General features: G+C 64.1%; 15 protein-coding genes and 1 pseudogene. 7 read left to right on the plus strand and 9 right to left on the minus strand.

All coding sequences use genetic code 11. The features are described from left to right. The first annotated feature begins 61 nt into the window (after positions 1-61). Positions 62-1,711: a lysine--tRNA ligase gene (locus NLY42_RS03000; protein WP_023732412.1), complete on the plus strand. Its 1,650-nt coding sequence runs from the start codon at positions 62-64 to the stop codon at positions 1,709-1,711. On the opposite strand, the gene NLY42_RS03005 is transcribed toward NLY42_RS03000, so the two are convergent. The 8 genes and pseudogenes from NLY42_RS03005 to NLY42_RS03035 all read right to left on the minus strand — a co-directional run bounded on the left by NLY42_RS03005 (position 1,674) and on the right by NLY42_RS03035 (position 11,107). Beyond that, positions 1,674-2,546 carry a thermonuclease family protein gene (locus tag NLY42_RS03005; protein WP_023755138.1) on the minus strand — a complete coding sequence of 291 codons (873 nt, stop codon included), beginning with the start codon at positions 2,544-2,546 and terminating at the stop codon, positions 1,674-1,676. The genes NLY42_RS03000 and NLY42_RS03005 overlap by 38 nt on opposite strands. An 8-nt stretch (positions 2,547-2,554) precedes the next feature. Beyond that, a complete protein-coding gene (locus tag NLY42_RS03010) occupies positions 2,555-3,205 on the minus strand; it encodes a S24 family peptidase (RefSeq protein ID WP_023681959.1) in 651 nt (216 codons plus the stop codon). A 326-nt stretch (positions 3,206-3,531) separates the two neighbouring features. Next, a pseudogene (locus NLY42_RS31990) lies at positions 3,532-3,659 on the minus strand (thioesterase family protein); the annotation flags it as partial. Between the two features lie 38 nt (positions 3,660-3,697). Next, positions 3,698-5,917, minus strand: coding sequence for a 3-hydroxyacyl-CoA dehydrogenase NAD-binding domain-containing protein (locus NLY42_RS03015; RefSeq protein WP_023755139.1), 2,220 nt, complete (start codon positions 5,915-5,917; stop codon positions 3,698-3,700). 23 nt (positions 5,918-5,940) lie between these two features. Next, on the minus strand, positions 5,941-7,149 hold the full coding sequence (locus NLY42_RS03020) for an acetyl-CoA C-acetyltransferase (RefSeq protein ID WP_023669613.1): 1,209 nt from the start codon (positions 7,147-7,149) through the stop codon (positions 5,941-5,943). Between the two features lie 31 nt (positions 7,150-7,180). Then, on the minus strand, positions 7,181-8,350 hold the full coding sequence (locus NLY42_RS03025) for an acyl-CoA dehydrogenase family protein (protein WP_023751947.1): 1,170 nt from the start codon (positions 8,348-8,350) through the stop codon (positions 7,181-7,183). Between the two features lie 217 nt (positions 8,351-8,567). Continuing rightward, on the minus strand, positions 8,568-10,376 hold the full coding sequence (locus NLY42_RS03030; RefSeq protein WP_023751946.1) for an acyl-CoA dehydrogenase: 1,809 nt from the start codon (positions 10,374-10,376) through the stop codon (positions 8,568-8,570). Between the two features lie 272 nt (positions 10,377-10,648). Beyond that, positions 10,649-11,107, minus strand: a complete 459-nt coding sequence (locus NLY42_RS03035) for a MerR family transcriptional regulator (protein WP_023755140.1) — start codon at positions 11,105-11,107, stop codon at positions 10,649-10,651. A gap of 478 nt (positions 11,108-11,585) precedes the next feature. Here NLY42_RS03035 and NLY42_RS03040 point away from each other — a divergent pair, with 478 nt between their 5' ends. The 4 genes from NLY42_RS03040 to NLY42_RS03055 all read left to right on the plus strand — a co-directional run bounded on the left by NLY42_RS03040 (position 11,586) and on the right by NLY42_RS03055 (position 18,934). Beyond that, the gene (locus tag NLY42_RS03040; protein ID WP_023755141.1) at positions 11,586-15,593 is read left to right on the plus strand and encodes an SEL1-like repeat protein; all 4,008 of its coding nucleotides are present in this window, start codon (positions 11,586-11,588) and stop codon (positions 15,591-15,593) included. 193 nt (positions 15,594-15,786) lie between these two features. Further along, on the plus strand, positions 15,787-16,710 hold the full coding sequence (locus tag NLY42_RS03045; RefSeq protein WP_023669608.1) for a sulfite exporter TauE/SafE family protein: 924 nt from the start codon (positions 15,787-15,789) through the stop codon (positions 16,708-16,710). Then, positions 16,710-17,501, plus strand: a complete 792-nt coding sequence (locus tag NLY42_RS03050) for a TIGR02186 family protein (RefSeq protein WP_023669607.1) — start codon at positions 16,710-16,712, stop codon at positions 17,499-17,501. Before NLY42_RS03045 ends, NLY42_RS03050 begins: the two co-directional genes overlap by 1 nt. A gap of 176 nt (positions 17,502-17,677) precedes the next feature. Further along, on the plus strand, positions 17,678-18,934 hold the full coding sequence (locus NLY42_RS03055; RefSeq protein WP_023755142.1) for an Hsp70 family protein: 1,257 nt from the start codon (positions 17,678-17,680) through the stop codon (positions 18,932-18,934). A gap of 4 nt (positions 18,935-18,938) precedes the next feature. Here the strand turns inward: NLY42_RS03055 and NLY42_RS03060 are convergent, their stop codons facing one another. Further along, positions 18,939-19,838: a LysR substrate-binding domain-containing protein gene (locus tag NLY42_RS03060; RefSeq protein WP_023699495.1), complete on the minus strand. Its 900-nt coding sequence runs from the start codon at positions 19,836-19,838 to the stop codon at positions 18,939-18,941. 278 nt (positions 19,839-20,116) lie between these two features. Here NLY42_RS03060 and NLY42_RS03065 point away from each other — a divergent pair, with 278 nt between their 5' ends. Both NLY42_RS03065 and NLY42_RS03070 read left to right on the plus strand, forming a co-directional pair. Further along, positions 20,117-23,047, plus strand: coding sequence for a molybdopterin oxidoreductase family protein (locus tag NLY42_RS03065; protein ID WP_023755144.1), 2,931 nt, complete (start codon positions 20,117-20,119; stop codon positions 23,045-23,047). Next, positions 23,044-23,772 carry a 4Fe-4S dicluster domain-containing protein gene (locus NLY42_RS03070; RefSeq protein ID WP_023688707.1) on the plus strand — a complete coding sequence of 243 codons (729 nt, stop codon included), beginning with the start codon at positions 23,044-23,046 and terminating at the stop codon, positions 23,770-23,772. The genes NLY42_RS03065 and NLY42_RS03070 overlap by 4 nt, the downstream gene beginning before the upstream one ends. Position 23,773: the final 1 nt, after the last annotated feature.

Genomic DNA, 23,773 nt, shown 5'->3' on the forward strand with positions numbered 1-23,773 from the left:
CTAGAGACCCGGTTGAAAAATCTTACCAGCCGCGAAAGCCGGCCATGACTGGAACTTTGACATGACGGGATCAAACATCGCCGATCTCAACCCCGAAATGCTTGCGGCAGCCGCCGAAAGCAAGGCCTGGCCGTTCGAGGAAGCCAAAAAGATCATCGAGCGCTACAAGGGCGGCGACTTCCCGGAGATCGTCCTGTTCGAGACCGGCTACGGCCCGTCGGGCCTGCCGCATATCGGCACGTTCGGCGAGGTCGCGCGCACCTCGATGGTGCGCCATGCCTTTCACGTGCTGACCGGGAACAAGGTCAAGACCAAGCTGCTCTGCTTCTCCGACGATATGGACGGCATGCGCAAAATCCCCGACAATGTGCCGGATCGCGCAGCGCTCGAGCCCTATCTGCATATGCCCCTGTCGGCGGTGCCCAATCCGTTCGGCGGCGACTATCCGAGCTTTGGCGACCACAACAACGCGATGCTGTGCCGCTTCCTCGACACGTTCGGCTTCGACTACGAATTCGCCAGCGCCACGCAGTACTACAAGGCCGGCCGCTTCGATGCGATGCTGGTGCGCGCCGCCGAGCGCTATGAGCAGATCATGGCGGTGATGCTGCCGACGCTGGGGCCGGAGCGGCAGGCAACCTACAGCCCGTTCCTGCCGATCTCGCCGAAGAGCGGGCGCGTGCTCTACGTGCCGATGAAGCATGTCGACGCCAAGGCCGGCAACATCACCTTCGACGATGAGGGCACCGAGACCACGCTTTCGGTGACCGGCGGGAAGGTCAAGCTGCAGTGGAAGCCGGATTTCGGCATGCGCTGGGCAGCGCTCGGCGTCGATTTCGAAATGTTCGGCAAGGACCACCAGACGAACGCGGTGATCTACGACCGCATCTGCAACATTCTCGGCGGGCGCGCGCCCGAGCATTTCGTCTACGAACTGTTCCTGGACGAGAACGGCCAGAAGATCTCGAAGTCGAAGGGCAACGGGCTGACCATCGACGAATGGCTGCGCTACGCGCCGACCGAAAGCCTCGGCCTCTATATGTATCAGCGGCCAAGGCAGGCGAAAAAGCTCTATTTCGACGTCATCCCACGCGCCGTCGACGAGTACTACACCTTCCTCAACGCCTATCCGCGCCAGGACTGGAAGGAGCGGCTGGGCAATCCGGTCTGGCACATGCATGACGGCAAGCCGCCTTCCATCGACATGCCGGTGCCGTTCTCGCTGCTGCTCAACCTGGTCAGCGCCTCCAACGCGCAAAACAAGGATGTGCTGTGGGGCTTCATCTCGCGCCATGCATCTGGCGTGACGCCGGCGACGCATCCCGAACTCGACCAGCTGGTCGGTTTCGCCATCCGCTACTTCGACGATTTCGTGAAGCCGACGAAGACCTTCCGGCCGGCCGACGATGTCGAACGCGTCGCGCTGGAAGCGCTTGGCAACGCGCTTGCTGGCCTGCCGGCCGGCGCCGACGGCGAAGCGATCCAGAACGCTTCGCTCAACGTGGCGCGCAAGATCGAACGCTATCAGGACCATTCGAAGAAGAGCCCGGACGGCGGCCCTGGTGTCTCGGGCGCTTTCTTCCAGATGATCTACCAGGTGCTGATCGGCCAGGAACGCGGACCGCGCTTCGGTTCGTTCGCAGCCCTCTACGGCATCGCCGAAACCCGCGCGCTCATTGAGCGGGCGCTGGCTGGTCAGCTGGCGGCGTAATTTCCGTCCCGGCCAGCGGCGTGTCTATCGCCGGGGCATCGAGGATCGGTTGCGACGCCGTCGGTGCCACAACAGGCGTTGGCGCCGGTGGCAGGCCGCCAAGATCGGTCGCGGCGCCGAAGACGCCCTTCTTGGCGGCGCGCGCCTTGTCGCCCGCTTCGACATAGGGGCCGGCTGCCGTGGCGCGCGCCCAGCCGTTTTCGACCAGCCACTGGCCGACATCCAGCTTGCCGATGCGGCATTCGGCGGCGATCAGCGCACGGTCGGCCTCCGGCGGCACCTTGCAGGCAACGGCCCGGCCGCGCAGGAAAGACCGGAACGCGGTGCGCGCCCTGATACCGCAAGCCCAGGACTTGCCGCCCTCGGTGCAGGTCTCGTCTTGCCTGACGATGTCGATGCCGGAGACCGTCACGGAATAACCATTGGCTTCGATCAGGCCGGCGGCGGCCGCGACCGGCTGGAACAGTTTTGTTCCTCCCCAGTCGTCGACCGCTCTGCGCCCACGCGGCTTGGGCGGCCCGGCCAGCGCCAGGTCGCTCAGCGGCGCGCGTGGCTCAACCCGTTCAAGTTCTTCTGCCGGCAGCGGCGGCGGAGCGATGGCCTCGGGATCGATCGCCCTCGAATGCACCGGAGGCGAGTGCGCCGGAGGCTTGACGGGCTGGACCTCGGGGATCGCCGACGTCGCCGGCTCCTCGGGCACGGCCTCGGTGTCCGGGTCGATCTGGTCGACAGTAATGGCGGGGCCGTCGCGATGCAGCGCGCGACCGCCGGCGACGACAATGGCGACCATCACCGGGATCGGCAGGAGGGCTATGAGGATTTGAAGCAGACGCACCGCGAGACCTACTGGCTTGCCCAGACGATCCGCGCCACCCATTCGACATCGCGCATCGCGATGTCGCGGTCCGGGTGGTCGGGGTTGAGCGAAATCAGCACGATCGATTTCGTCGTCTGGCGGTCGAGCACCTTGGCCATGACTTCGCCGGCATTGGTCTTGACGACGACGCGGTCGCCCTTGCGGGTAGCGGCGCCCGGCTCGACGATCAGCACATCGCCATTGCGGTACAGCGGCAGCATGGAATCGCCCTGCACCTTCAACGCATAGGAGGTTTCGGTCGCCCGTGCCGGAAGCTCGACAAGGTCCCAGCCCTGGCCTGAGGGATAGCCGGCATCATCGAAGAAGCCGCCGGCGCCGGCCTGGGCAAAGCCGAGCAGCGGCACCGCCGAACGCTGCGCGGCTACCGAGCCCGAAGCGGCCTTGGCACGGCCTTCGACCAGCCCGGTGAATTCGTCGAGCGAAGCGCCTGTCGCCTCGATGATCTTCGCCAGCGATTCGGTCGACGGCCAGCGCGGCCGTCCATCCGAGGACAGCCGCTTCGATTTGTTGAACGCGGTCGAATCAAGACCCGCGCGCCGGGCCAGGCCGGAGGCCGACAGCGAATAGCGCTCGGCGAGAGCGTCGATGGCTGCCCAAACTCGGTCATGCGAGAGCAATTCGCTCTCCTCAAAACAGGAAAAAATACCTTTTCCTTCTAACGCGCGGTCATCCGATTGTCCACCGGCGCGCGGCCCGATCTCTCAAAAAAGCTGCGTGCGGCGAAGTCGTCATGGATGCCTCAAACTGCCTTGGGCAGGCTGCGCAATCCCTGGTGGGAGGTCATGCAAACCCGCTCGGCCTCGGTCGGCGGCCTCGGTCGGCGGCCGCGGTTGAACGGAGCGGGCAAGCGTCCTATTGGACGCGCCAAAGGACGCTGTAGCATTTTGATTTGGCGCATGATCCTTTCCGAAAATCGATTCCGATTTTCGGGGTCATGCGCGAGGTCGGCGAGCATCATGTAGCGGGCGTTGTTGAGATGGAGGTTGAAGTCGATGTCGGCAGGCAGCGAAAAGCCAGCCGACTTTCGCTGCCGACCGCGTAAGGGCCACGGCGCCTTGTCGTGGCCATCATGCAAGCAAGGCGCCCTCAGACGTACATGGGGCGCTAGCTCAAGCGGCCTTCTTCACCTCGCCTTTCGCATAGGGATCGAAGCGCTGGTAGAAGGTCTCGCCCTTCTCGGCCAGGTCGAGCAGCAGCTTTGGCGCCTTGAACTCGGCGCCGTATTTCTTCTGCAGGCCCTTGGCTATTCTGACGAACTCCCCGGCGCCGATGCCGTCGATATAGGACAGCGCGCCGCCGGTGAATGGCGCGAAACCGAAGGCGAGGATCGAGCCGACATCGGCCTCGCGCGGATCGGTGACGATGCCTTCCTCCATCACCCGCGCGGCTTCCAGCGCAATGGTTACCAGCAGGCGCTGCTGCAGTTCCTCATAGTCGACCTTCTCGGCCTCCAGCTGCGGATAGAGATCCTTCAGGCCCGGCCACAGCTTCTTCCTGGCGGGCTTGGCGGGATAGTCGTAAAAACCCTTGCCGTTTTTGCGGCCGAAGCGGCCATGGGTGTCGACCAGCGTGTTGATCAGCGCCATCTGCCTGGGGTCGACAGACTTGTCTCCGAGGTCCCTGATGGTCTGCTTCATGATCTTCTGGGCAAGGTCGATCGCCGTCTCGTCGGTCAGCGCCAGCGGGCCGACCGGCATGCCGGCGGCCTTGGCGGCGTTCTCGATCATCGGCGCCGGAACGCCTTCGATCAGCATCTTGTAGGCTTCCGACATGTAGCGCAGCACGCAGCGGTTGACGTAGAAGCCGCGCGTGTCGTTGACGACGATCGGCGTCTTCTTGATGGCGCGCACGAAATCGATCGCGGTGGCCAGCGCCTTGTCGCCGGTCTTCTTGCCCAGGATGATCTCGACCAGCATCATCTTGTCGACCGGCGAGAAGAAGTGGATGCCGACGAAATTCTTCGGCCGCGCCGAATTCTTGGCCAGTGCAGTGATCGGGATGGTCGAGGTGTTGGAGGCGAAGACCGCTGACGATTTCAGCACGGCTTCGGCCTGTTCGGTGGCAGCCTTCTTGACGGCCGAATCCTCGAACACCGCCTCGACCACCAGATCGCAGCCGGCGAGATCGGCATAGTCGGCCGTCGGCGTGATCAGCGACAGAAGTCTGTCCTTCTCCTCGGGCTTGGCGCGGCCCTTCTTGACCTGATCGGAGATCAGGCTGTCGGAATGCGCCTTGCCCTTTTCGGCCGACGCCATGTCGCGGTCGAGCAGGACGACCGGGATGCCGGCCTTGGCGGTGACAAAGGCGATGCCGGCACCCATGAAGCCGGCGCCGAGAATACCGATCTTCTTGAACTTGGTCTCCGGCACGCCGGCCGGACGGCGGGCGCCCTTGTTGAGCTCCTGCAGCGAGACGAACAGCGAGCGGATCATCGCTGCTGCTTCCTTGGACTGCATGATTTCGGTGAAATAGCGCTGTTCGATGCGCAGACCGGTGTCGAACGGCACCAGCAGGCCCTCATAGACGCATTTCAGGATGGCCGCGGCGGCCGGATAATTGCCGTAGGTCTCGCGGCGCAGGATGGCGATGGCCGGGGGCCACAGATTGAAGCCGGCCGGCGTATAGATTTGGCCGCCAGGCAGCTTGAAGCCCTTCTCGTCCCAGGGCTGGACGGCTTTCAGGCCGTTCCTGATCATCGCTTTGGCGGTCTCGATCAGCTTGCCGGGTTCGGCGATCTCGTGGATCAGCCCCATCGCCTTGGCTTTCTGCGGCGACAGCGTCTGGCCGGTGGTCAGCATCTGCAACGCCTGCTGCTGGTCGGTCAGGCGCGGCACGCGTTGGGTGCCACCGGCGCCAGGGAAGATGCCGACCTTGACTTCCGGCAAGGCCATCTTGACCTTTTCGGAGTCAGCGGCAACGCGGCCATGACAGGCCAGCGACAGCTCGAACGCGCCGCCCATGCAGGTACCGTTGATCGCCGAGACCCAAGGTTTGCCCGACGTTTCGAGCTTGCGCCACAAGCCACCCATGCGGCCGGCATTGTCGAACAAAAGCTGTGCCGCCTTCTCCGGGTCCTTGGTCTTCTCCTTGGCAAATACGGCCAGCATCTTCTGCAGCATGGTCAGGTCGGCGCCGCCGGAGAAGCTGTCCTTTCCCGAGGTGATCACCGCGCCCTTGATGGCGGCGTCGGCCACCACCTGGTCGATGATCTTGTCGAGCTCGTTCATCACCTCTTCGGTGAAGACGTTCATCGAGCGGTCCGGCATGTTCCAGGTGACCAGCGCGATGCCGTCTGCGTCGGTGTCGACCGTGAAGTTTGTATAAGTCATGTCTCTCTCCTTCCGGCCGAAAATCAGACGCGTTCGATAATCGTTGCGGTGCCCATGCCGGCGCCGATGCAGAGCGTCACCAGAGCGGTGTTCAAATCGCGGCGCTCGAGCTCGTCCAGCACCGTGCCCAGGATCATCGCGCCGGTGGCGCCGAGCGGATGGCCCATGGCGATGGCGCCGCCATTGACGTTGATCTTGTCGTGCGGGATTTCGAATGCCTGCATGTAGCGCAGCACCACCGAGGCGAAGGCCTCGTTAAGCTCGAACAGGTCGATATCCGACAGCTTCATCTTGGCGCGCTTCAGAAGCTTCTCGGTGACGTCGACCGGACCGGTAAGCATCAGCACCGGCTCGGAGCCGATGTTGGCAAAGGCGCGGATGCGGGCGCGTGGCTTCAGGCCCATCGTCTTGCCGGCCTTCTTCGAGCCGAGCAGTACGGCGGCCGCACCATCGACGATGCCGGACGAGTTGCCGGCATGGTGGACGTGGTTGACCTCTTCGACTTCCGGATGCTTCTGCACGGCGACCGCGTCGAAGCCGCCCATTTCGCCAGGCATGACGAAGGACGGGTTGAGCGAGGCCAGCGACTGCATGTCGGTCGACGGCCGCATATGCTCGTCATGATCGAGGATGGTGAGGCCGTTCTGGTCCTTGATCGGTATGACGGAGTTCTTGAAGCGGCCATCGGCCCAGGCCTTGCCCGCACGCTTCTGGCTCTCGACCGCATAGGCATCGACGTCGTCGCGCGAAAAACCGTATTTGGTGGCGATCAGGTCGGCCGAAATGCCTTGCGGCACGAACCAGCCGGGCAGGCCGACGGACGGGTCCATGAACCACGCGCCGCCCGAGGCGCCCATGCCGACGCGCGACATCGATTCCACGCCGCCTGCAATGACGATCTCGTCGGCGCCTTGAGCGATCTTGGCGGCGCCGAAATTGATGGCGTCGAGGCCTGAGGCGCAGAAGCGCGAGATCTGCATGCCCGGCGCCTTGTTATCGTAGCCGGCCTCGAAGGCGGCGGCACGCGGAATGACGGAGCCGGCTTCGCCGACCGGATCGACGCAGCCGAAGATGATGTCGTCGACGTTTGCAGTGTCGAGGCCGTTGCGGTCGCGCAACGCTTCAAGCGTCCTGGCCGCAAGCCGCACCGCCGGCACCTCGTGCAGCGAGCCATCCTTCTTGCCCTTGCCGCGCGGTGTGCGCACGGCGTCATAGACATAAGCTTCAGCCATTTGCTTGCTCCTTGCTTTGCCGACGTCGCTCTCAGAGAGAGCGGCCGATCAGCAATTTCATGATCTCGTTGGTGCCGCCGTAGATGCGCTGGACGCGGGCGTCGCGGAACATGCGGGCGATCGGATATTCATTCATGTAGCCATAGCCGCCATGCAATTGAAGGCATTCGTCGACGACTTTTCCCTGCAGGTCCGAGAGCCAGTATTTCGCCATCGACGCCGTCACCGGATCCAGCCCGCCATTGATGTGGCGGGTGACGCAATCATTGTAGAAGACGCGGCCGATGGTGGCCTCGGTCTTCAGTTCGGCGAGCTTGAACTGGGTGTTCTGGAACTCGATGATCGCTTTGCCGAAGGCCTTGCGGTCCTTGACGTAGTCGATGGTCAGAGCAAGCGCGCGCTCGATCATTGCGATCGCGCCGGTGCCGATCTGCAGGCGCTCCTGCGGCAATTGCTGCATCAGCTGGATGAAGCCCTGTCCCTCTTCGTGGCCAAGCAGGTTCGAGGTCGGCACGCGCAGATCATTGAAGAACAGCTCCGACGTGTCGTTGGCCTTCAGGCCGATCTTGTCGAGGTTGCGGCCGCGTTCGAAGCCTTCGGCCTCGTCGGCCTCGACGACGATCAGCGAGGTGCCCTTGGCGCCTTTGGCCGGATCGGTCTTGGTGACGACGATGATGAAATTGGCCAGTTGGCCATTGGTGATGAAGGTTTTCGAGCCGTTGATCTTGTACTGGTTGCCGTCCTTCTCGGCGCGCGTCTTGACGCCTTGTAGGTCGGAGCCGGCGCCCGGCTCGGTCATGGCGATGGCGCCGATCAGTTCGCCGGTTGCCAGCTTCGGCAGCCATTTCTTCTTCTGCTCCTCGGAGCCGTAATGAAGGATGTAAGGGGCAACGATCGCATTGTGCAGGCCGATGCCGAAACCGTCGACGCCGACATGGCCGATCGCCTCGATGATGGCGCTCTCATGCGCGAAGGTGCCGCCGGAGCCGCCATACTCCTCCGGCATCGAGGCGCAGAGCAGGCCGGCGGAACCTGCCTTGCGCCAGCTCTCGCGGTCGACCATCTCGTTCTTCTCGAACTCGTCGTAGCGCGGCGCGATCTCTTCCGACATGAAGCGATGCGCCATGTCGTAGAGCATGCCGACTTCGTCCGCCGCCCAGGCTGGCTTCGGCAAAGAGAGCACTTCTGATGGATTTGTCATGCCGTTTCTCCCGCGCCAACGTCACCCTCCCCCTTGAGGGGAGGGTGGCCGCGAAGCGGTCGGGTGGGGTCGCCGATGACGTGCTCGACCTTATCTTCGGAATTGACGCGGGTTTGGGGCATTGCGATCATCTCCTACCAAAGCGCCAACCAGCCGGCGCACTGCACGCAGGACCCCTCCCGGCCCTTCGGGCCCGGGAGGGGGACGCCAGCCATTTCTAGAACGCTTCCGCAGGCAGCGCCATTAGCGTGTCCGCACCACTGGAAATGCGGGCCAGATGTGCCGACGTCTCGGGCATGATCCGCTCCATGAAGAAGCGCGCCGTCACCACCTTGTTGTCGTAGAAAGCCCCATTTTCGTGGACAGACTGCGAGCCGTTGGCGCCGGTCTTGCCGAGCGCGGCCTTGGCCATCTGCGCCCACATGTAGCCCAGCGCCACAAGGCCAAAGAGATGCATGTAATCGGTCGACGCGGCGCCGGCATTGTCGGGCTTGGCCATGCCGTTCTGCACCAGCCACATGGTCGCCGCCTGCAGATCGTTGAGGCCTTTCTTCAGCGCCTTGGTGAACGGCGCCAGCTTGTCGTCGGCACGGTTCTCCTCGCAGAACTCGCCGACGTCCTTGAAGAAGGCCTGCACGGCGCGGCCGCCATTCAGACCAAGCTTGCGGCCGACGAGGTCGAGCGCCTGGATGCCGTTGGCGCCTTCATAGATCATGGCAATGCGGGCATCGCGCACGAACTGGCTCATGCCGTGTTCTTCGATGTAGCCGTGGCCGCCGAACACCTGCTGCGCCATGACGGCATGGTCGAAGCCCTTGTCGGTGAGCACGCCCTTGATCACCGGCGTCAGCAGGCCCGTATAGTCGTCGGCCGCCTGGCGATCCTTGTCGTCGGCGGAGCGGTGGGCGATGTCGGACTTGATCGCCGTCCACAGCGCCAGCGCGCGGCCGGCCTCGTTGAAGGCCTTCATGGTCATCAGCGAGCGGCGGATGTCGGGATGCACGATGATCGGATCGGCTTGTCTGTCCGGCGCCTTGGCGCCAGACAGCGAGCGGCCCTGCAGCCGGTCCTTGGCGTAGGAGACCGCGTTCTGGTAGGCGATCTCGGACAGCGACAGGCCCTGCAGGCCGACGCCGAGCCGGGCTTCGTTCATCATCGTGAACATCGCCTTCAGGCCGCCATTGGCCTCGCCGAGCAGCGTGCCTTCGGCCTCGTCATAATTCATGACGCAAGTCGAATTGCCGTGGATGCCCATCTTCTCCTCGATCGACCCGCAGGAGAGCGTGTTCTTCTCGCCCGGATTGCCCGAGGCATCGAGCTTCAGCTTTGGCACGATGAACAGCGAGATGCCCTTCACGCCTGCCGGCGCGCCTTCGATGCGGGCCAACACGAGATGGACGATGTTTTCCGACATGTCGTGCTCGCCGGCCGAGATGAAGATCTTCTGGCCGGATACCTTGTAGGTGCCGTTGCCGTTCGGCACCGCCTTGGTGCGCAGCAGGCCGAGATCGGTGCCGCAATGCGGCTCGGTCAGGTTCATGGTACCGGTCCAGGACCCCTCGACCAGCTTCGGCAGCCATGTCGCCTTCTGCTCGTCGGTGCCGTGTGTGATGATAGCAGCGATAGCGCCTTGAGTCAGGCCGGGATACATCATCAGCGCCATGTTGGCCGAAACCATGTATTCGGCAACCGCGGTGTGCACGGCATAGGGCAGCCCCTGGCCGCCGAACTCGATGGGCGCCGCCAGTCCCATCCAGCCGCCTTCGCGATACTGGTCGTAGGCTTCCTTGAAGCCCTTCGGCGTCGTCACCGAGCCGTCCTCATGGCGCACGCAGCCTTCCATGTCACCGACGCGGTTCAGAGGATGCATAACGTTTTCGGCAAGCTTGGCGCCTTCGGCGAGGATCGCCTCGACAACGTCGGGCGTCGCGTCGGCAAATCCGGGAAGGTTGGAATATCGCTGATAACCCAGCACCTCGTTGAGCACGAACAGCGTGTCCTGGACCGGCGCCCTGTAGATCGGCATGTGTTCCTCCACCATGCGGGTCTTGGCCGCGAGATCGGGCCCCGAACATGAGGTTGGGGCGGCACGCCGGCCAATGTCGAAAGCGAGATAGCAAAAATTGACGTTTGCGTAAACGTCAATTTTGTCGCCGGGACAAAATTTACCTGTGCCAGCCTATCGGCACGCGCGGTGCATAGCTTTGCGCAAAGCGAGGGGGGTCAAACAAAAAGAGCCGCGCGGGCGGCCGCGCGGCTCTTAAGTTCAAAGCTTTCGCCGGGAGCTGCGGAGCAAAATCAGCTGGCGGCGCTGGCCGGGGCCGAACGCTCGGACAGCATCTGGCGCACGGCCGACATCGAGCCGCTCAACTCGTTGATGGCGTCGTCGATCAGCGCGCGCTGCTTCTGCAGGCGGGCAAGCTGCTTCTCCGACTTGTCGAGAGCCAGCCGTAATTGCTTGGTGTTGGATCCCGTGGGATCGTAGAGATCCATCATCTGCTTGACGTCGCGTAGCGAGAACCCGACCTTGCGGCCGAGCAGGATCAGCTTCAGCCGCGCCTTGTCGCGACGCGTGTAGAGCCGCGTCGCCCCATCTCGCTTTGGATTGAGCAGGCCCTTGTCTTCATAGAACCGCAGCGTGCGCAGAGTCACGCCGTATTTCTTGGCCATCTCGCCGATGCGCACGAGCTCCTCACCGGCTTCGGCAGACATATTGTTGGTGTTGGCCGCGGCTTCGCCGGGCGAAACAAGTTTCATAGTCACTGGCTTTCCCCTGTCGTGGCATCGCGGTCTTGGACCTTGCAACGCCTGAGTGGAAGCGGGGGCATGCTTCCAGTCGTGGTTTCAACTAATTCATCGCAAAAGGCACGAACGGCGCCCCTCTTACGTTTACGTCAATTCTATATCGATAGCCGCCGCATGACGCAAGGGCGTTCTGGGATTGCGAAACCTTATGCCGCACCCCCGGCGCCGGGTCCGAACGGGCACCGCCTGTATTTCAGCAATGCCGTAACTTCTTAAGCTTGGTTAACACCTTGTTTACCACGATGGGTGAAATGTGCGGATGTCGGTCACCCGTGTTTATCCTGTAGCGAATTTTTCACGGTTTTTCGGAGAGCGGGCCTGGCCCGGGAAGCTCGTCTTCCGCCGCAGCAGTGCCGCGCGGCCGCCTTCGTTCCCGACAAGGACTTGGAAACTGGCAGCAAGCCGGCCATTCTGAAAAACGGACGCATCGATGAACAGCAAGCGGTCCTATCTCGATACACTCAACGCCGGCAGGCCGCGCAGGCCGAACACCACACTTGACGAATTGAACCGCTCGCTGGAAACGCTGGAGCAGCGGCTGGAGCGCAAGCGCGAGGACGCCGCCGAGCGCTTCGATCCGCGCCGGCCGCCCGCAGAGCCGCGCTACGCAAGCGCCCAGCCCTACGCCCCGCCGCGCTGGTACGAGGACCCGCAGCCCACGCCGCGGCCGAAAGGCGCCGGGCCGGCCGGCTTTGACCAGAACTATCAGGCGATCGCGCGCGACATCGACCGCGTGCGCGGCCAGGAAGACAGCGTCGCCGTGGTCGGCAAGATCGCCGGCGAATTGCGTGGCCTGCGCGAGGAACTGCGCCATCAGATGACGGCCGGCCTGCAGCGCGAATTCGCCGCGTTGCGCAAGGACATCGAACGGGCCTTCCAGGCGAGCAACCAATCGGGTGGTCAGGCAGGCGGCTTGCCCGGCAAGGGCAGCGCCGAACTCGGCGTCGAATTCGAGCGGCTGTCCGGCGCCATCCAGACGCTGGCCGAGAAGAGCGACGACCGAAGCGTCAACATGCTGCGGCTCGAGCTCGAGCAGGTAAAGACGGCGCTCGACACATTGGCGCGCGAGGAAAGCGTGCTCAAGGTCGACCGCCGCTGGGACGATTTCGACCGCCGCTGGAGCGCGTTCGAGGACCGTGTCGACGCCGACCAGCGCAACCGCGCCGACGGCCCCGGATTTTCGGCCCTGACCGACCGGCTCGAACAGATCAGCAATGCGGTCCACAATCTGCCGGAATCGCTGTCGCTGCGCTCGATGGAAGAAAAGGTCCGCACGCTTGCCGGCGCCGTCGATCATTTCGTCAGCCAGCAGAGCAACCGCGGCGGCGACACGCTTGGCCTGATCGATGAACGGCTCGACGAGATTTCGCGCGCCATCGTCGCCTCGACCGTCGCCGCACAGGCCAATTCCTTCGACCCCGAACCGTTCGAGCGCATCGAGAAGCGGATCGCCTCGCTGGCGCAGCAGATCGAGGAAGTCGTGCAGGTTCGTCCGAGCGGCGAGGTTCTCGACCGTCTCAGCACGCTGTCGAACAGGGTCGACGAGCTTGCCGGCCGCGCCAATCTGCCGGAACAGGCGATGGAGCGCCTCGGCAAGCAGATCGCGATGATCGCCGACAAGATCGACCGCGCCCCGGCCATGCCCGACGCCGACTATATCTTCCAGGGTCTGGAACAGCGCTTCGACGTGCTGTCGGGCATGATGGAACGTCGGCAGGGCGATGCCATCGAACAGGGCAACATGCTGTTTCGCGATCTCGAGCGGCGGCTGGACGAGGTTGCCGACCGGCTGGACCAGCGCCAGCCGCAGGCTGACAGCGCCGGCATCATGGACGCCATCGATGCACGCTTCACCGCGCTCGCCCAACGCATGGAGACGCGCATTCCCGATCCTGCCAACGAGGCGGCGATCCGCGGCCTGGAAAGCCGGCTCGAAGACATTTCAAGCCGGCTGGAATCGTCGGCCGCGCAGGTCGCCGGCATCGATCCGGCACTGATCCGCAGCCTTGAGGCGCAGGTCTCCAGCCTATCGGCGCATCTGTCGAAGCCCGGCACGCCGCTGCCGGAATTCGAGGACATCAGCCCGCGCCTCAACGAAATCGAGAAGTCGCTGGCCGGAACCCGCGAATCCATCATGGGCGCGGCACGCGAAGCAGCCGAGAGCGCCGTGCGCTCGCTGGCAGATTCCAACGCCAACACCGCGGCCGTTACCGGCCTTGCTCAGGATCTGAAGACGCTGGAAGCGCTGACGCGCCGTTCGGACGAGCGCAATTCACGGACATTCGAGGCGATCCACGACACGCTGCTCAAGATCGTCGATCGTCTGGGCTCGCTGGAGACCAGCGAACCGGCCGAGGCGGTGAGCGAGCTTCTGGATGCCCAGGCCGAGCCGGCGCGGCGGGCCCGCGCTGCACGCGCCTCCAAGATTTCGGTGCAGGACGCGCCATCGATGGATATCGACCAGCCGCTGCCGCTGACCGGAGACATGGCCGATCTCGACGGCCGCGCCGCCGCCATCATGCGCAGCGAGCCGGATATGCGCAGCGACCCGGGTACGCGTAGCGACCCGGGTACGCGTAGCGACCCGGTCATGGGCAGCGAACCCGTACGGCGCTCGCCAGCCGAGGCTGCCGCGGCCGCTGCCCAGGCAGCGCTCGGTTCCGACAGGATTGCCGAGAAAGGCGAAGCCACGGCCAAGAAGTCGCTGTTCGGTGGATTTGCGCGCGCCTTCAGGGGCAAGAAGCCGGCTGACATGCCGCCGCTTGCCGGCTCGGGGCCCAATGTCGACCTGCCGAGCGTCGATCTCGACGAGCCGCTCGATCCGAAGCTCGCCAACCGGCCGTTGGAGCCGGGCTCCGGCGCGCCCGACCTCAACGCCATCATGAAGCGCGTACGCGACGAACGTGGCCCACCGGTGCGCCAAAACTCCGGCGATGCGTCGAAATCCGACTTCATTGCCGCGGCCAGGCGCGCGGCGCAGGCCGCGGCCGCCGAGGCCGACGCGTTGAAACGCCAGTCTACCATGAAGGGCCCGGTCAAGGCGCTTCGTATCGGCGACCTGCTCAAGGCGCGGCGCAAGCCGATCCTGATGGGAGCGGTCGCGATCATGCTGGCGCTTGCCGGCCTCCAGTTGGGCAAGGCCTTCTTCGCCGACCCGGTCGAGGTCGCAAGCAACGATACAGCGCCGATCGTCGCCTCGCAGCCGGTCGAGACTGCCTTGGTCAACGCTGCCAGCCGACCCAAGGCAGAACAGCAGGTGGCCGTTCAGGACGTGCCGGCCCGGATCGTCAGGCAGGCGGAGCCCACGGAACCGCCAGCTGGCAACGATGCGCCAATGAATGCGGCCTCGGTCGCTGGGCCCGAAGTGCCGGCGGTGGAGCCCGCGCCAGCGCCGATGGCTTTGGCCGATCCGGCCCCCGCGCCAAATGCAATGCTGCCGACCACCGCCACTGCGGAACCGGCGGCTGCCGACGCGCAGCCTGCGGCCGCCGTCATGGCGCCCTCGGCCTCGGATACGACGGCCTCGGATACTACCGGCGCCGTTCCGCCGGCTGATGCCGCGGTAGCACCTGTCGTGGCCAAGATAGACGTTCCGGCCGATGCCGGCCCGCAAGCCTTGCGCGACGCGGCTGCCGGCGGTGACGCCAAGGCGCTGTTCGAGCTCGGTTCGCGCTATGCTGAATCGCGCGGCGTCAAGGAAGACATGGCGGCAGCGGCCAAATGGTACGAAAAGTCGGCCGAGCTCGGCTTCGCACCGGCGGAATACCGCATCGGCAATTTCTACGAGAAGGGCATCGGCGTCACGCGCGACGTCAAGAAGGCAAAGACCTTCTACCAGCTCGCCGCCGCGCAGGGTAATGCCAGCGCCATGCACAATCTGGCCGTTCTGTTTGCCATGGCCGCCGACGGCGTGACCGACAATGAATCGGCCGCGCACTGGTTTCAGGCGGCGGCCGATGTCGGCGTCAAGGACAGCCAGTTCAATCTCGGCATCCTGGCGGCAAAGGGCGTCGGCATGAAGCAGAGCCTGGAGGAATCCTACAAATGGTTCGCGCTCGTCGCCAAGACCGGCGACAAGGATGCGGCTGCAAAGCGCGACGAAGTCGCCACTGCGCTGCGCCCCGAACAGCTGGAGCGGGCGCGCGCCGCCACGGAACTGTGGAAGCCGAAGCCGCTCGACCCGGCGTCCAACTCGGCCGACATTCCTGAATCCTGGCAGGAAGGCACGCCGCAGACCACCGCCAGCGTCGACATGAAGAAGGCGGTCAAGAACATCCAGCTCATCCTCAACAAGAACGGCTACGATGCCGGCGGCGCCGATGGCGTGATGGGCGGCAAGACCAAGACCGCAATCATGGCTTTCCAGACCGACAACAAGATGCAGGCGACCGGCGAAATCGACGAAAAGCTGGTGAAGGCGCTGCTGGCGCACAAATAACGGCAGATGCGTCGCTAACGCGACGCCCTTGCCATACATTTGCCTGTTAACTGCTTGAGATGTTTTTTGTTTCGGTAGGGCGACGGGGTTTGATCCCACTGCCCCGGCGGTGCAAGAAAGAATTGGCTTTTCGGTGCGACAATGCCCTGGAATGGCTGCAATCGCCGACAGGCAAACTGATCGAGACTGACGGGTGGGCATCTATCTCCCGATCGCGGAAATTTCCGTCAACGTCTTCGTGCTGCTGGCAATGGGCGCGGCGGTGGGTTTCCTGTCGGGCATGTTCGGGGTCGGTGGCGGCTTTCTGATCACGCCGCTCTTGATCTTCTACAACATCCCGCCGGCAATCGCCGTTGCTACCGGCGCCAACCAGGTTATCGCCTCCTCCTTCTCCGGCGCGCTGTCGCACATGAAGCGCGGCACGCTCGACTTCAAGCTCGGCGGGGTGCTGCTGGCCGGCGGCATCGTCGGCTCGACCGGCGGTATCTTCGTCTTTGCCTTCCTGCGTCGGCTCGGCCAGCTCGATTTGTTTATCTCACTGCTTTACGTCGTGCTGCTTGGCACCGTCGGCGGGCTGATGCTGGTCGAGAGCGTCAATGCGCTGCGCGCGACGCGCAGCGGTGCGGCGCCGGTCTTGAAGAAATCCGGCCAGCACAACTGGATCCACCGGCTGCCGCTGAAGATGCGCTTCAGGGCCTCGAAGCTGTTCGTCAGCGTCATTCCGGTGCTGGGGCTCGGCGCCGGCATCGGCTTCCTGTCGTCGATCATGGGTGTCGGTGGTGGCTTCATCATGGTGCCGGCGCTGATCTACCTCCTGAAAGTGCCGACCAACGTCGTCATCGGCACCTCGCTGTTCCAGATCATTTTCACCTCGGCCTACACCACGCTGGTCCACGCCACCACCAACCAGACGGTCGACGTCATGCTTGCCTTCCTGCTGATGGCGGGCGGCGTTGCCGGCGCGCAATATGGCGCCAAGGCAGGACAGAAGCTGCGCGGCGAGCAGCTCAGGGCACTGCTGGCGCTGCTGGTGCTGGCGGTTGCCATCCGGCTTGCCATCGATCTCTTCGTCACGCCGCCAAACCTCTATTCGCTGACCGCCGCGGGCCTGAACTGATGCCGCGGTGGGGGATTTTTTCGGCCGCCGTTTTGCTTTTCGCCCTCGCTCTGCCGGCGGCAGCGCAATCGCCGAACCCCTTGCCGGAAGGCATCCAGATCGGTCTCTCCACCGACGCCGTGTCGATCACCGCCGGTTTTTCCGGCGCCGACCTGACCATTTTCGGTTCGCTGGAAAATCCCGACCCGCTGGTCGCGCGACAGGGGCGCTACGACGTCATCGTCGTGCTCGAAGGCCCGCCGCGGCCGGTGGTGGTGCGCCGCAAGGACCGGGTGCTCGGCGTCTGGGTCAATCTGGAATCCGAGACCTTCGAGAACGTGCCGGTATCCTACTCCGTCGCCACGACGCGGCCGCTGCAGGACATCACCGAACCCAACAGCTACAAGCAGCTGTCGCTCGGCGCCTCCAACCTTTACATGCAGCCGGCCGAGGTAACCGACAGTCCGGCGACGATCGAGGAATTCACCGTGGCGCTGCGCGAGCGCAAGGCGGCGACCGGCCTCTATAGCGAGAATGTCGGCGGCGTGCAGTTCTTGTCGCAGAACCTGTTTCGCGCCACGGTGCGGCTGGCGCCCAACGTCCCGGTTGGAACCCATAAAGCCCGCGCGTTCCTGTTCAAGAGCGGTCTGTTCCTCAAGGAAAGCTCGGCCCAGCTCGAAATCCGCAAATCGGGCTTCGAACAGTCGATCTTCCGCGTCGCGCATGATTACTCGTTTCTCTACGGCGTCTTCTCCGTGTCGCTGGCCATGATCACCGGCTGGCTGGGCAGGCTGATTTTCCGCAGGGATTGACGCGCAGGACCCATTTCCGGGGAAAAGGGGTTCCCCTTTTCTCAGTCTTGCGATAGACCGCCGCCTCCCAACCCTCGGGTAACACGCACAATCATTCGGCAGAACGGTCAGGCCTCTGGACGGCGCGCGTCTTGCGGACGCCTGCCACAGCGACGACCCAATGACAGGAGGCTGCAATGCACCAGGCATTTGGCGGCATCGATTTCGGCACGTCCAATTCTACGGTGGGCGTGATCCGCAACGGCCAGGCACGGCTGGTGGCGCTGGAAGGTGAACAGCCGACATTGCCAAGCGCGGTTTTCTTCAACTTCGAGGACGGTCACACCTATTTCGGCCGCCGCGCCATTGCCGACTACACCGATGCCATCGAAGGCCGGCTGATGCGGTCGCTGAAGAGCGTGCTCGGCAGTTCGCTGGCGCATGAGAAGACGCGGATCAAGGCCCGGCAGATCGGTTTCATCGACATTGTCGGCATGTTCGTCGGCCATTTGAAGAAGCGGCTTGAGGAAGATGCCGGCGCTCCGGTGGAGAACGTTGTGCTCGGCCGGCCGGTGCAATTTGTCGACGACGATGTGGAAGCCGATGCCAAGGCGCAAAGCGAGCTTGAAAAGGCGGCGCGCGCGCAAGGCTTCAAGCACATCGCCTTCCAGTTCGAACCGATCGCGGCAGCGCTCGACTATGAGCAGGACGTGAAGCGCGAGGAACTGGCGTTGATCGTCGACATGGGCGGCGGCACGTCCGACTTCTCGATCGTGCGCGTTTCGCCGCAACGCGCCCGCTCAAGCGACCGCAAGGACGATATCCTGGCCAACCGCGGCATCCATATCGGCGGCACCGATTTCGACCGGCTGCTCAGCATTGCCCATGTCATGCCCAAGCTCGGCTATCTCTCGCCCACAAAAGACGGCAAGCGCAACCTGCCGGCGAGCTATTTCATTGATCTCGCGACGTGGCAACGCATCAACCTCGTTTACACCGCCAAGGCGATGACGCATCTGAGGCAGATCCGCTTCGAGGCCGTCCGCGCCGACCTAGTCGACCGCTTCATCCATATTGTCGAGCACCGTTACGGCCATGCGCTGGCCGGCCTCGTCGAACGAGCCAAGATCGCGCTGACGGATCAGGCTTCGGCTGATGTGACGGTGGCGCTGCCCGGCGCGCGTTTTGCAGCCGAGATCACGCGCACTGGCCTGGAGAAAACGATTGCAGCCGACATCGAGCGGGTGTCCGCTACGGTGCGGCAGACGATTGCCGATGCCGGCATAACGGCCTCTGCGATCACCGCCGTATTCCTCACCGGCGGTTCGACCGCGATCCCGCTGGCACGGCGTGAAATCCTGTCGCTGGTGCCGCAAGCCGCCGTTATCGAGGGCGACATGTTCGGCTCGGTCGGCCTTGGCCTGGCGCTGGATGCGCAGCGGAAGTTCGCCTGATCGCTTACGCCGGATTGCTGACGGCTTCAGCGCCGAGATGCGCCTTGAGCGCCATCTGGGCCAGGCTTGCCTGGCGGTCACGATGGGTGATCATGGCGAAGTCGCGCTTCGGCAGTTCGAGCGGCACCGACCGGAGACTGCCCTCGGCGACGGCGCGTCCGACGACGAGGTCCGAGATGATGGTGGCGCCGGCGCCGGCCTCGACCGCCTGGCGAACCGCCTCGTTGCTCGGCAGCACCAGAAATATCTGCAGGTCGCCAAGCGATATCCCCTCGCGGCGGGCCAGGTCCTCCAGCACCTCGCGCGTGCCCGAACCACCCTCACGGATGATCCAGCGCAGCCCTCTGATATCCGGGCGGCCCGGCGCGATCTCGGCGATTTCCGGATGCGAGGCGGCGACGACCAGCATCAACCTGTCGACGTCGACCTTGGTGCGGCGGAGGATGTCTGACTCGGTGCGCCCCTCGACCAGACCGAGATCGGCGGTGCCGTCGAGCACATTGGCCTCGACCTGCCTGGTGTTGCCGATGCTGACGCTTAAGCGCACCGCCGGGTAGGCTTCATGGAAAGAGGCCAGCCTGCGCGGCAGCCAGTAGCTGGCGATGGTCAGGCTGGCGGCGATCGACAGGCTGCCGGCGACCGTCTGCGAGACATGCTCCAGCACATTTCGGGCGGCGGCGGCGCGTTCCAGCACCGCCTTGGCCTCGGGCAGGAAACGGTGGCCGGTCTGAGCCAGCTCGATGTTGCGGCCGACACGGTTGAACAGATGAACGCCATGCTGCTCTTCCAAAGCGCGGATGGCCGCCGACGCCGCCGACTGGGAGATGCCCAAAAGCTCCGCCGCCTTGGTCATATGGCCGCGTTCGGCAACGGCAACGAAAATGCGCAACTGGTCCAGCGTCATGTGTGCATTAAGAACCAATTCCGATCGAATTTACAAGAACAACTGATTAGACGGATCGATAGCTTTATTCTACTTTTTCAGTCGAAGTTAGAAAAAATTCGCCAACAAGTCGCGGCCAACAAAATGATCGGGCGGTTCAGATCCCTGTTTGCGCATTGGACCCGTGGCCTCAGGCGGCGGCTGGCCGGCGATCGATATCATCCTGAAGAACACTATATGCGTGGCCCCGGACCGAAGACGCGGGCCAAATTCGCAGGTAGCAAAAGCACGCCGGCATCATGAACCCAGCTGCGCCGCGCGGAGCCAATTCCGCACCGTCGCAACGGCCGCTTGGCGACACGCGCGCGCCTGATGAAGGCGACGGCGTCGACACCTCGCCCGCTATCTCCGACAGCATCGCCAAGACCACCTGTTATATGTGCGCCTGCCGGTGCGGCATCGACGTCCACATCAAGGACGGCAAGGTGCGCTACATCAACGGCAACAAGGACCATCCGGTTAACCGCGGCGTAATCTGCGGCAAGGGCAGCTCCGGCATCATGCAGCACTACAGCCCGGCGCGGCTGAAGAAGCCGCTGTTGCGCAGCGGCCTGCGCGGCTCGGGCGAATTCCGCGAGATCGAGTGGGAGGAAGCGTTTTCGATTGCGACCGGGCGGCTATCGAATATCCGCCGGGCCGATCCGAAAAAGCTCGCCTTCTTCACCGGGCGCGACCAGTCGCAGTCGCTGACCGGCTGGTGGGCGAGCCAGTTCGGCACGCCGAACTTCGCCGCCCATGGCGGCTTCTGCTCGGTCAACATGGCGGCCGGCGGGCTCTACACGATCGGCGGCTCGTTCTGGGAGTTCGGCGAGCCGGACTGGGACAATACGAAATACTTCATGCTGTTCGGCGTCGCCGAGGACCATGATTCCAACCCGATCAAGATCGGCTTGGGTAAACTCAAGGCGCGCGGCGCCAAGGTGGTGTCGATCAACCCCTGTCGCACCGGCTACAACGCCATTGCCGACGACTGGATCGGGATCCGGCCCGGCACCGACGGCCTCTTCGTCTTCGCCCTAATCCATGAACTGCTGAAGGCAGGCCGCGTCGATCTCGATTATTTGTTGCGCTACACCAACGCCCATGTGCTGGTCGTCCAGGAGCCGGGTGCGGCGGACGACGGGCTGTTCCTGCGCGACAGCGACAACAATCTTCTCGCCTGGGACAGAGTGGCGAAGACAACCGTCAACGCAGCCGATGCGGATGCGAAACCGGCGCTGACCGGCAGCTTCGCGTTCGCCGGCCGCCGTTGCGTGCCGGTGTTCCGGCTTATCGCCGACCGCTACATGGACGACAGCTACGCACCCGATGCGGTCGCGGCACGATGCGGCATTCCGGCCGACACCATCCGCCGGATCGCTGCCGAACTCGCCCACGTCGCCTTCGAACAGACGATCGAACTGCCGGTTGCGTGGACCGACTGGGCCGGACGGCGGCACGAGACGATCAAGGGACGGCCGGTGTCGATGCATGCCATGCGCGGCATCTCGGCCCACTCCAACGGCTTTCACTCCTGCCGTGCCATCCACCTGCTGCAGGTGCTGCTCGGCACGGTGGACGTGCCCGGCGGCTTCCGTTTCAAGCCCCCCTACCCGCGCTCGGCGCCGCCGGGACCGAAGCCGGCCGGCAAGGTGGTCAGGCCGATGACGCCGCTCGACGGCATGCCGCTCGGCTTCGTCTGCGGGCCGGACGATCTCCTGGTCGACGAGGCCGGCACGCCTTTGCGCATCGACAAGGCTTATTCCTGGGATGCGCCGCTCGCCGCGCATGGGCTGATGCATACGGTCATCCGCAATGCGTGGGCCGGTGACCCGTACCCAATCGACACGCTGATGATGTACATGTCGAACATGGCGTGGAATTCCTCGATGAACACCGTCGAGACCATTGCCATGCTCACCGACCATGACGAAGCGGGTAACTACAAGATCCCCTTCATCATCTATTCCGACGCCTATTATTCCGAGACGGTGCCGTTCGCCGACCTGGTGTTGCCCGACACCACCTATCTCGAACGTCACGACTGCATCAGTCTGCTCGACCGGCCGATCAGCCATGCCGACGGGCCGGGCGACGCGATCCGCCATCCGGTGGTCGAACCGGACCGAGATGTCAGGCCGTTCCAATCGGTGCTGATCGAACTTGGCGCTCGGCTTGGCCTGCCCGGCTTCGTCGAGGACGATGGCTCGGCCAGATATGCCGACTATGCCGACTACATCGTCAATCACGAACGCACGCCGGGCATCGGCCCGCTGGCCGGCTGGCGCGGCAAGGACGGCACTTCCGTCGGCAAGGGCGAAGTCAATCCCGACCAGTTGCAGCGCTACATCGGCAATGGCGGCTTCTGGCACCAGGATTTTGCTGAGGACCAGCGCTATTACAAGATGGCCAACCGCTCCTATCTCGACTTCGCAGAGCAGATGGGGTTCATCCCCAAGGCCGAGCCGATCGTGTTCCAGCTCTATTGCGAACCGATGCAGCGCTTTCGCCTCGCCGCGCGCGGTCATGGTCGCGTCCAGCCGCCCGAGAGCGAACGCCGGCGCATCGAGACCTATATGGATCCGCTGCCGTTCTGGTTTACCCCGTTCGAAGAGGCCGCCGTCGATCCGCAGAAATATCCGCTGCATGCGCTGACGCAGCGGCCGATGCACATGTATCATTCCTGGGGTTCGCAGAACGCGTGGCTGCGGCAAATCACCAGTCAGAACCGCCTGTTCGTGCACCGCAAGACCGCGGCGGGCCTCGGCCTTTTCGACGACGACTGGGTGTGGATCGAAAGCATCAATGGCCGGGTGAAGGGGCAGATCAAGCTGGTCGACGGGGTCAATGCGGATACGGTCTGGACATGGAACGCCATCGGCAAAAGGCGCGGCAGCTGGGGGCTTAAGGACAACGCCGCCGAGAGCAATCGCGGCTTCCTGCTCAACCACATTATCGGCGACCAGACATCGGCTGACGCGAAAGGCAAACGCTATTCGAATTCCGATCCGGTGACCGGCCAGGCGGCGTGGTTCGACCTCAGGGTACGCATCGTCAAATGCTCTGATGAGGAAGCCGGCTTCACCGAACCGCAATTCGAGCGTTTCAGCCAGCCGCCAAATGTCGAGCCTTCGCCCGACATCCTTCGCTTCGGCGCCGAGTTCCGCGTCAATAGGGAAGCCGTGGAATGACCTGCCTTCCCGCCCATACAGACAAGAAGCTTGGCCTGGTCATCGACCTCGACACCTGCGTCGGCTGCCAGGCCTGCGTCACCGCCTGCAAGGAGTGGAACACCGGCGGCCACATGGCGCCACTGACCGACATCGACCCCTATGGCGGCCATGTCGACGGCGTCTGGTTCAACCGCGTGCACAGCTACGAGCACACGACCGAGGCGGGCGGGCGCACGGTCAACTTTCCGCGCTCCTGCCTGCATTGCGAGACGCCTGCCTGCGTCACTGTCTGCCCGACCGGCGCGTCCTACAAGCGGGCGTCGGACGGCATCGTGCTGATCGACGAAAGCAAATGCATCGGCTGCAAACTGTGCAGCTGGGCGTGCCCCTATGGCGCGCGCGAATTCGACACCGATGTCGGCGTGATGAAGAAATGCACGCTTTGCGTCGATCGCATCTACAATGACAATCTGGCCGAGGAAGACCGCGTGCCGGCCTGCGTTGCCGCCTGCCCGACCAGCGCCCGGCATTTCGGCGATCTCGGCGATCCCTCGTCGGCTGTCTCGCAACTGGTGGCGGAGCGTGGCGGCGTCGACCTGATGCCGGAGATGGGCTACAAACCGACCAACAAATATCTGCCGCCGCGCGCCCAGCGCGCCGCATGGGTGCCGGCGCCAAGGCTCGAGCCAGTCACGGCCGAAGGCGGTTTTCTCGGCTGGATCGACCGCATGCTTTCGAACTGAC

The sequence above is a fragment of the Mesorhizobium sp. C372A genome (assembly GCF_030323245.1).
GTDB lineage: Bacteria > Pseudomonadota > Alphaproteobacteria > Rhizobiales > Rhizobiaceae > Mesorhizobium.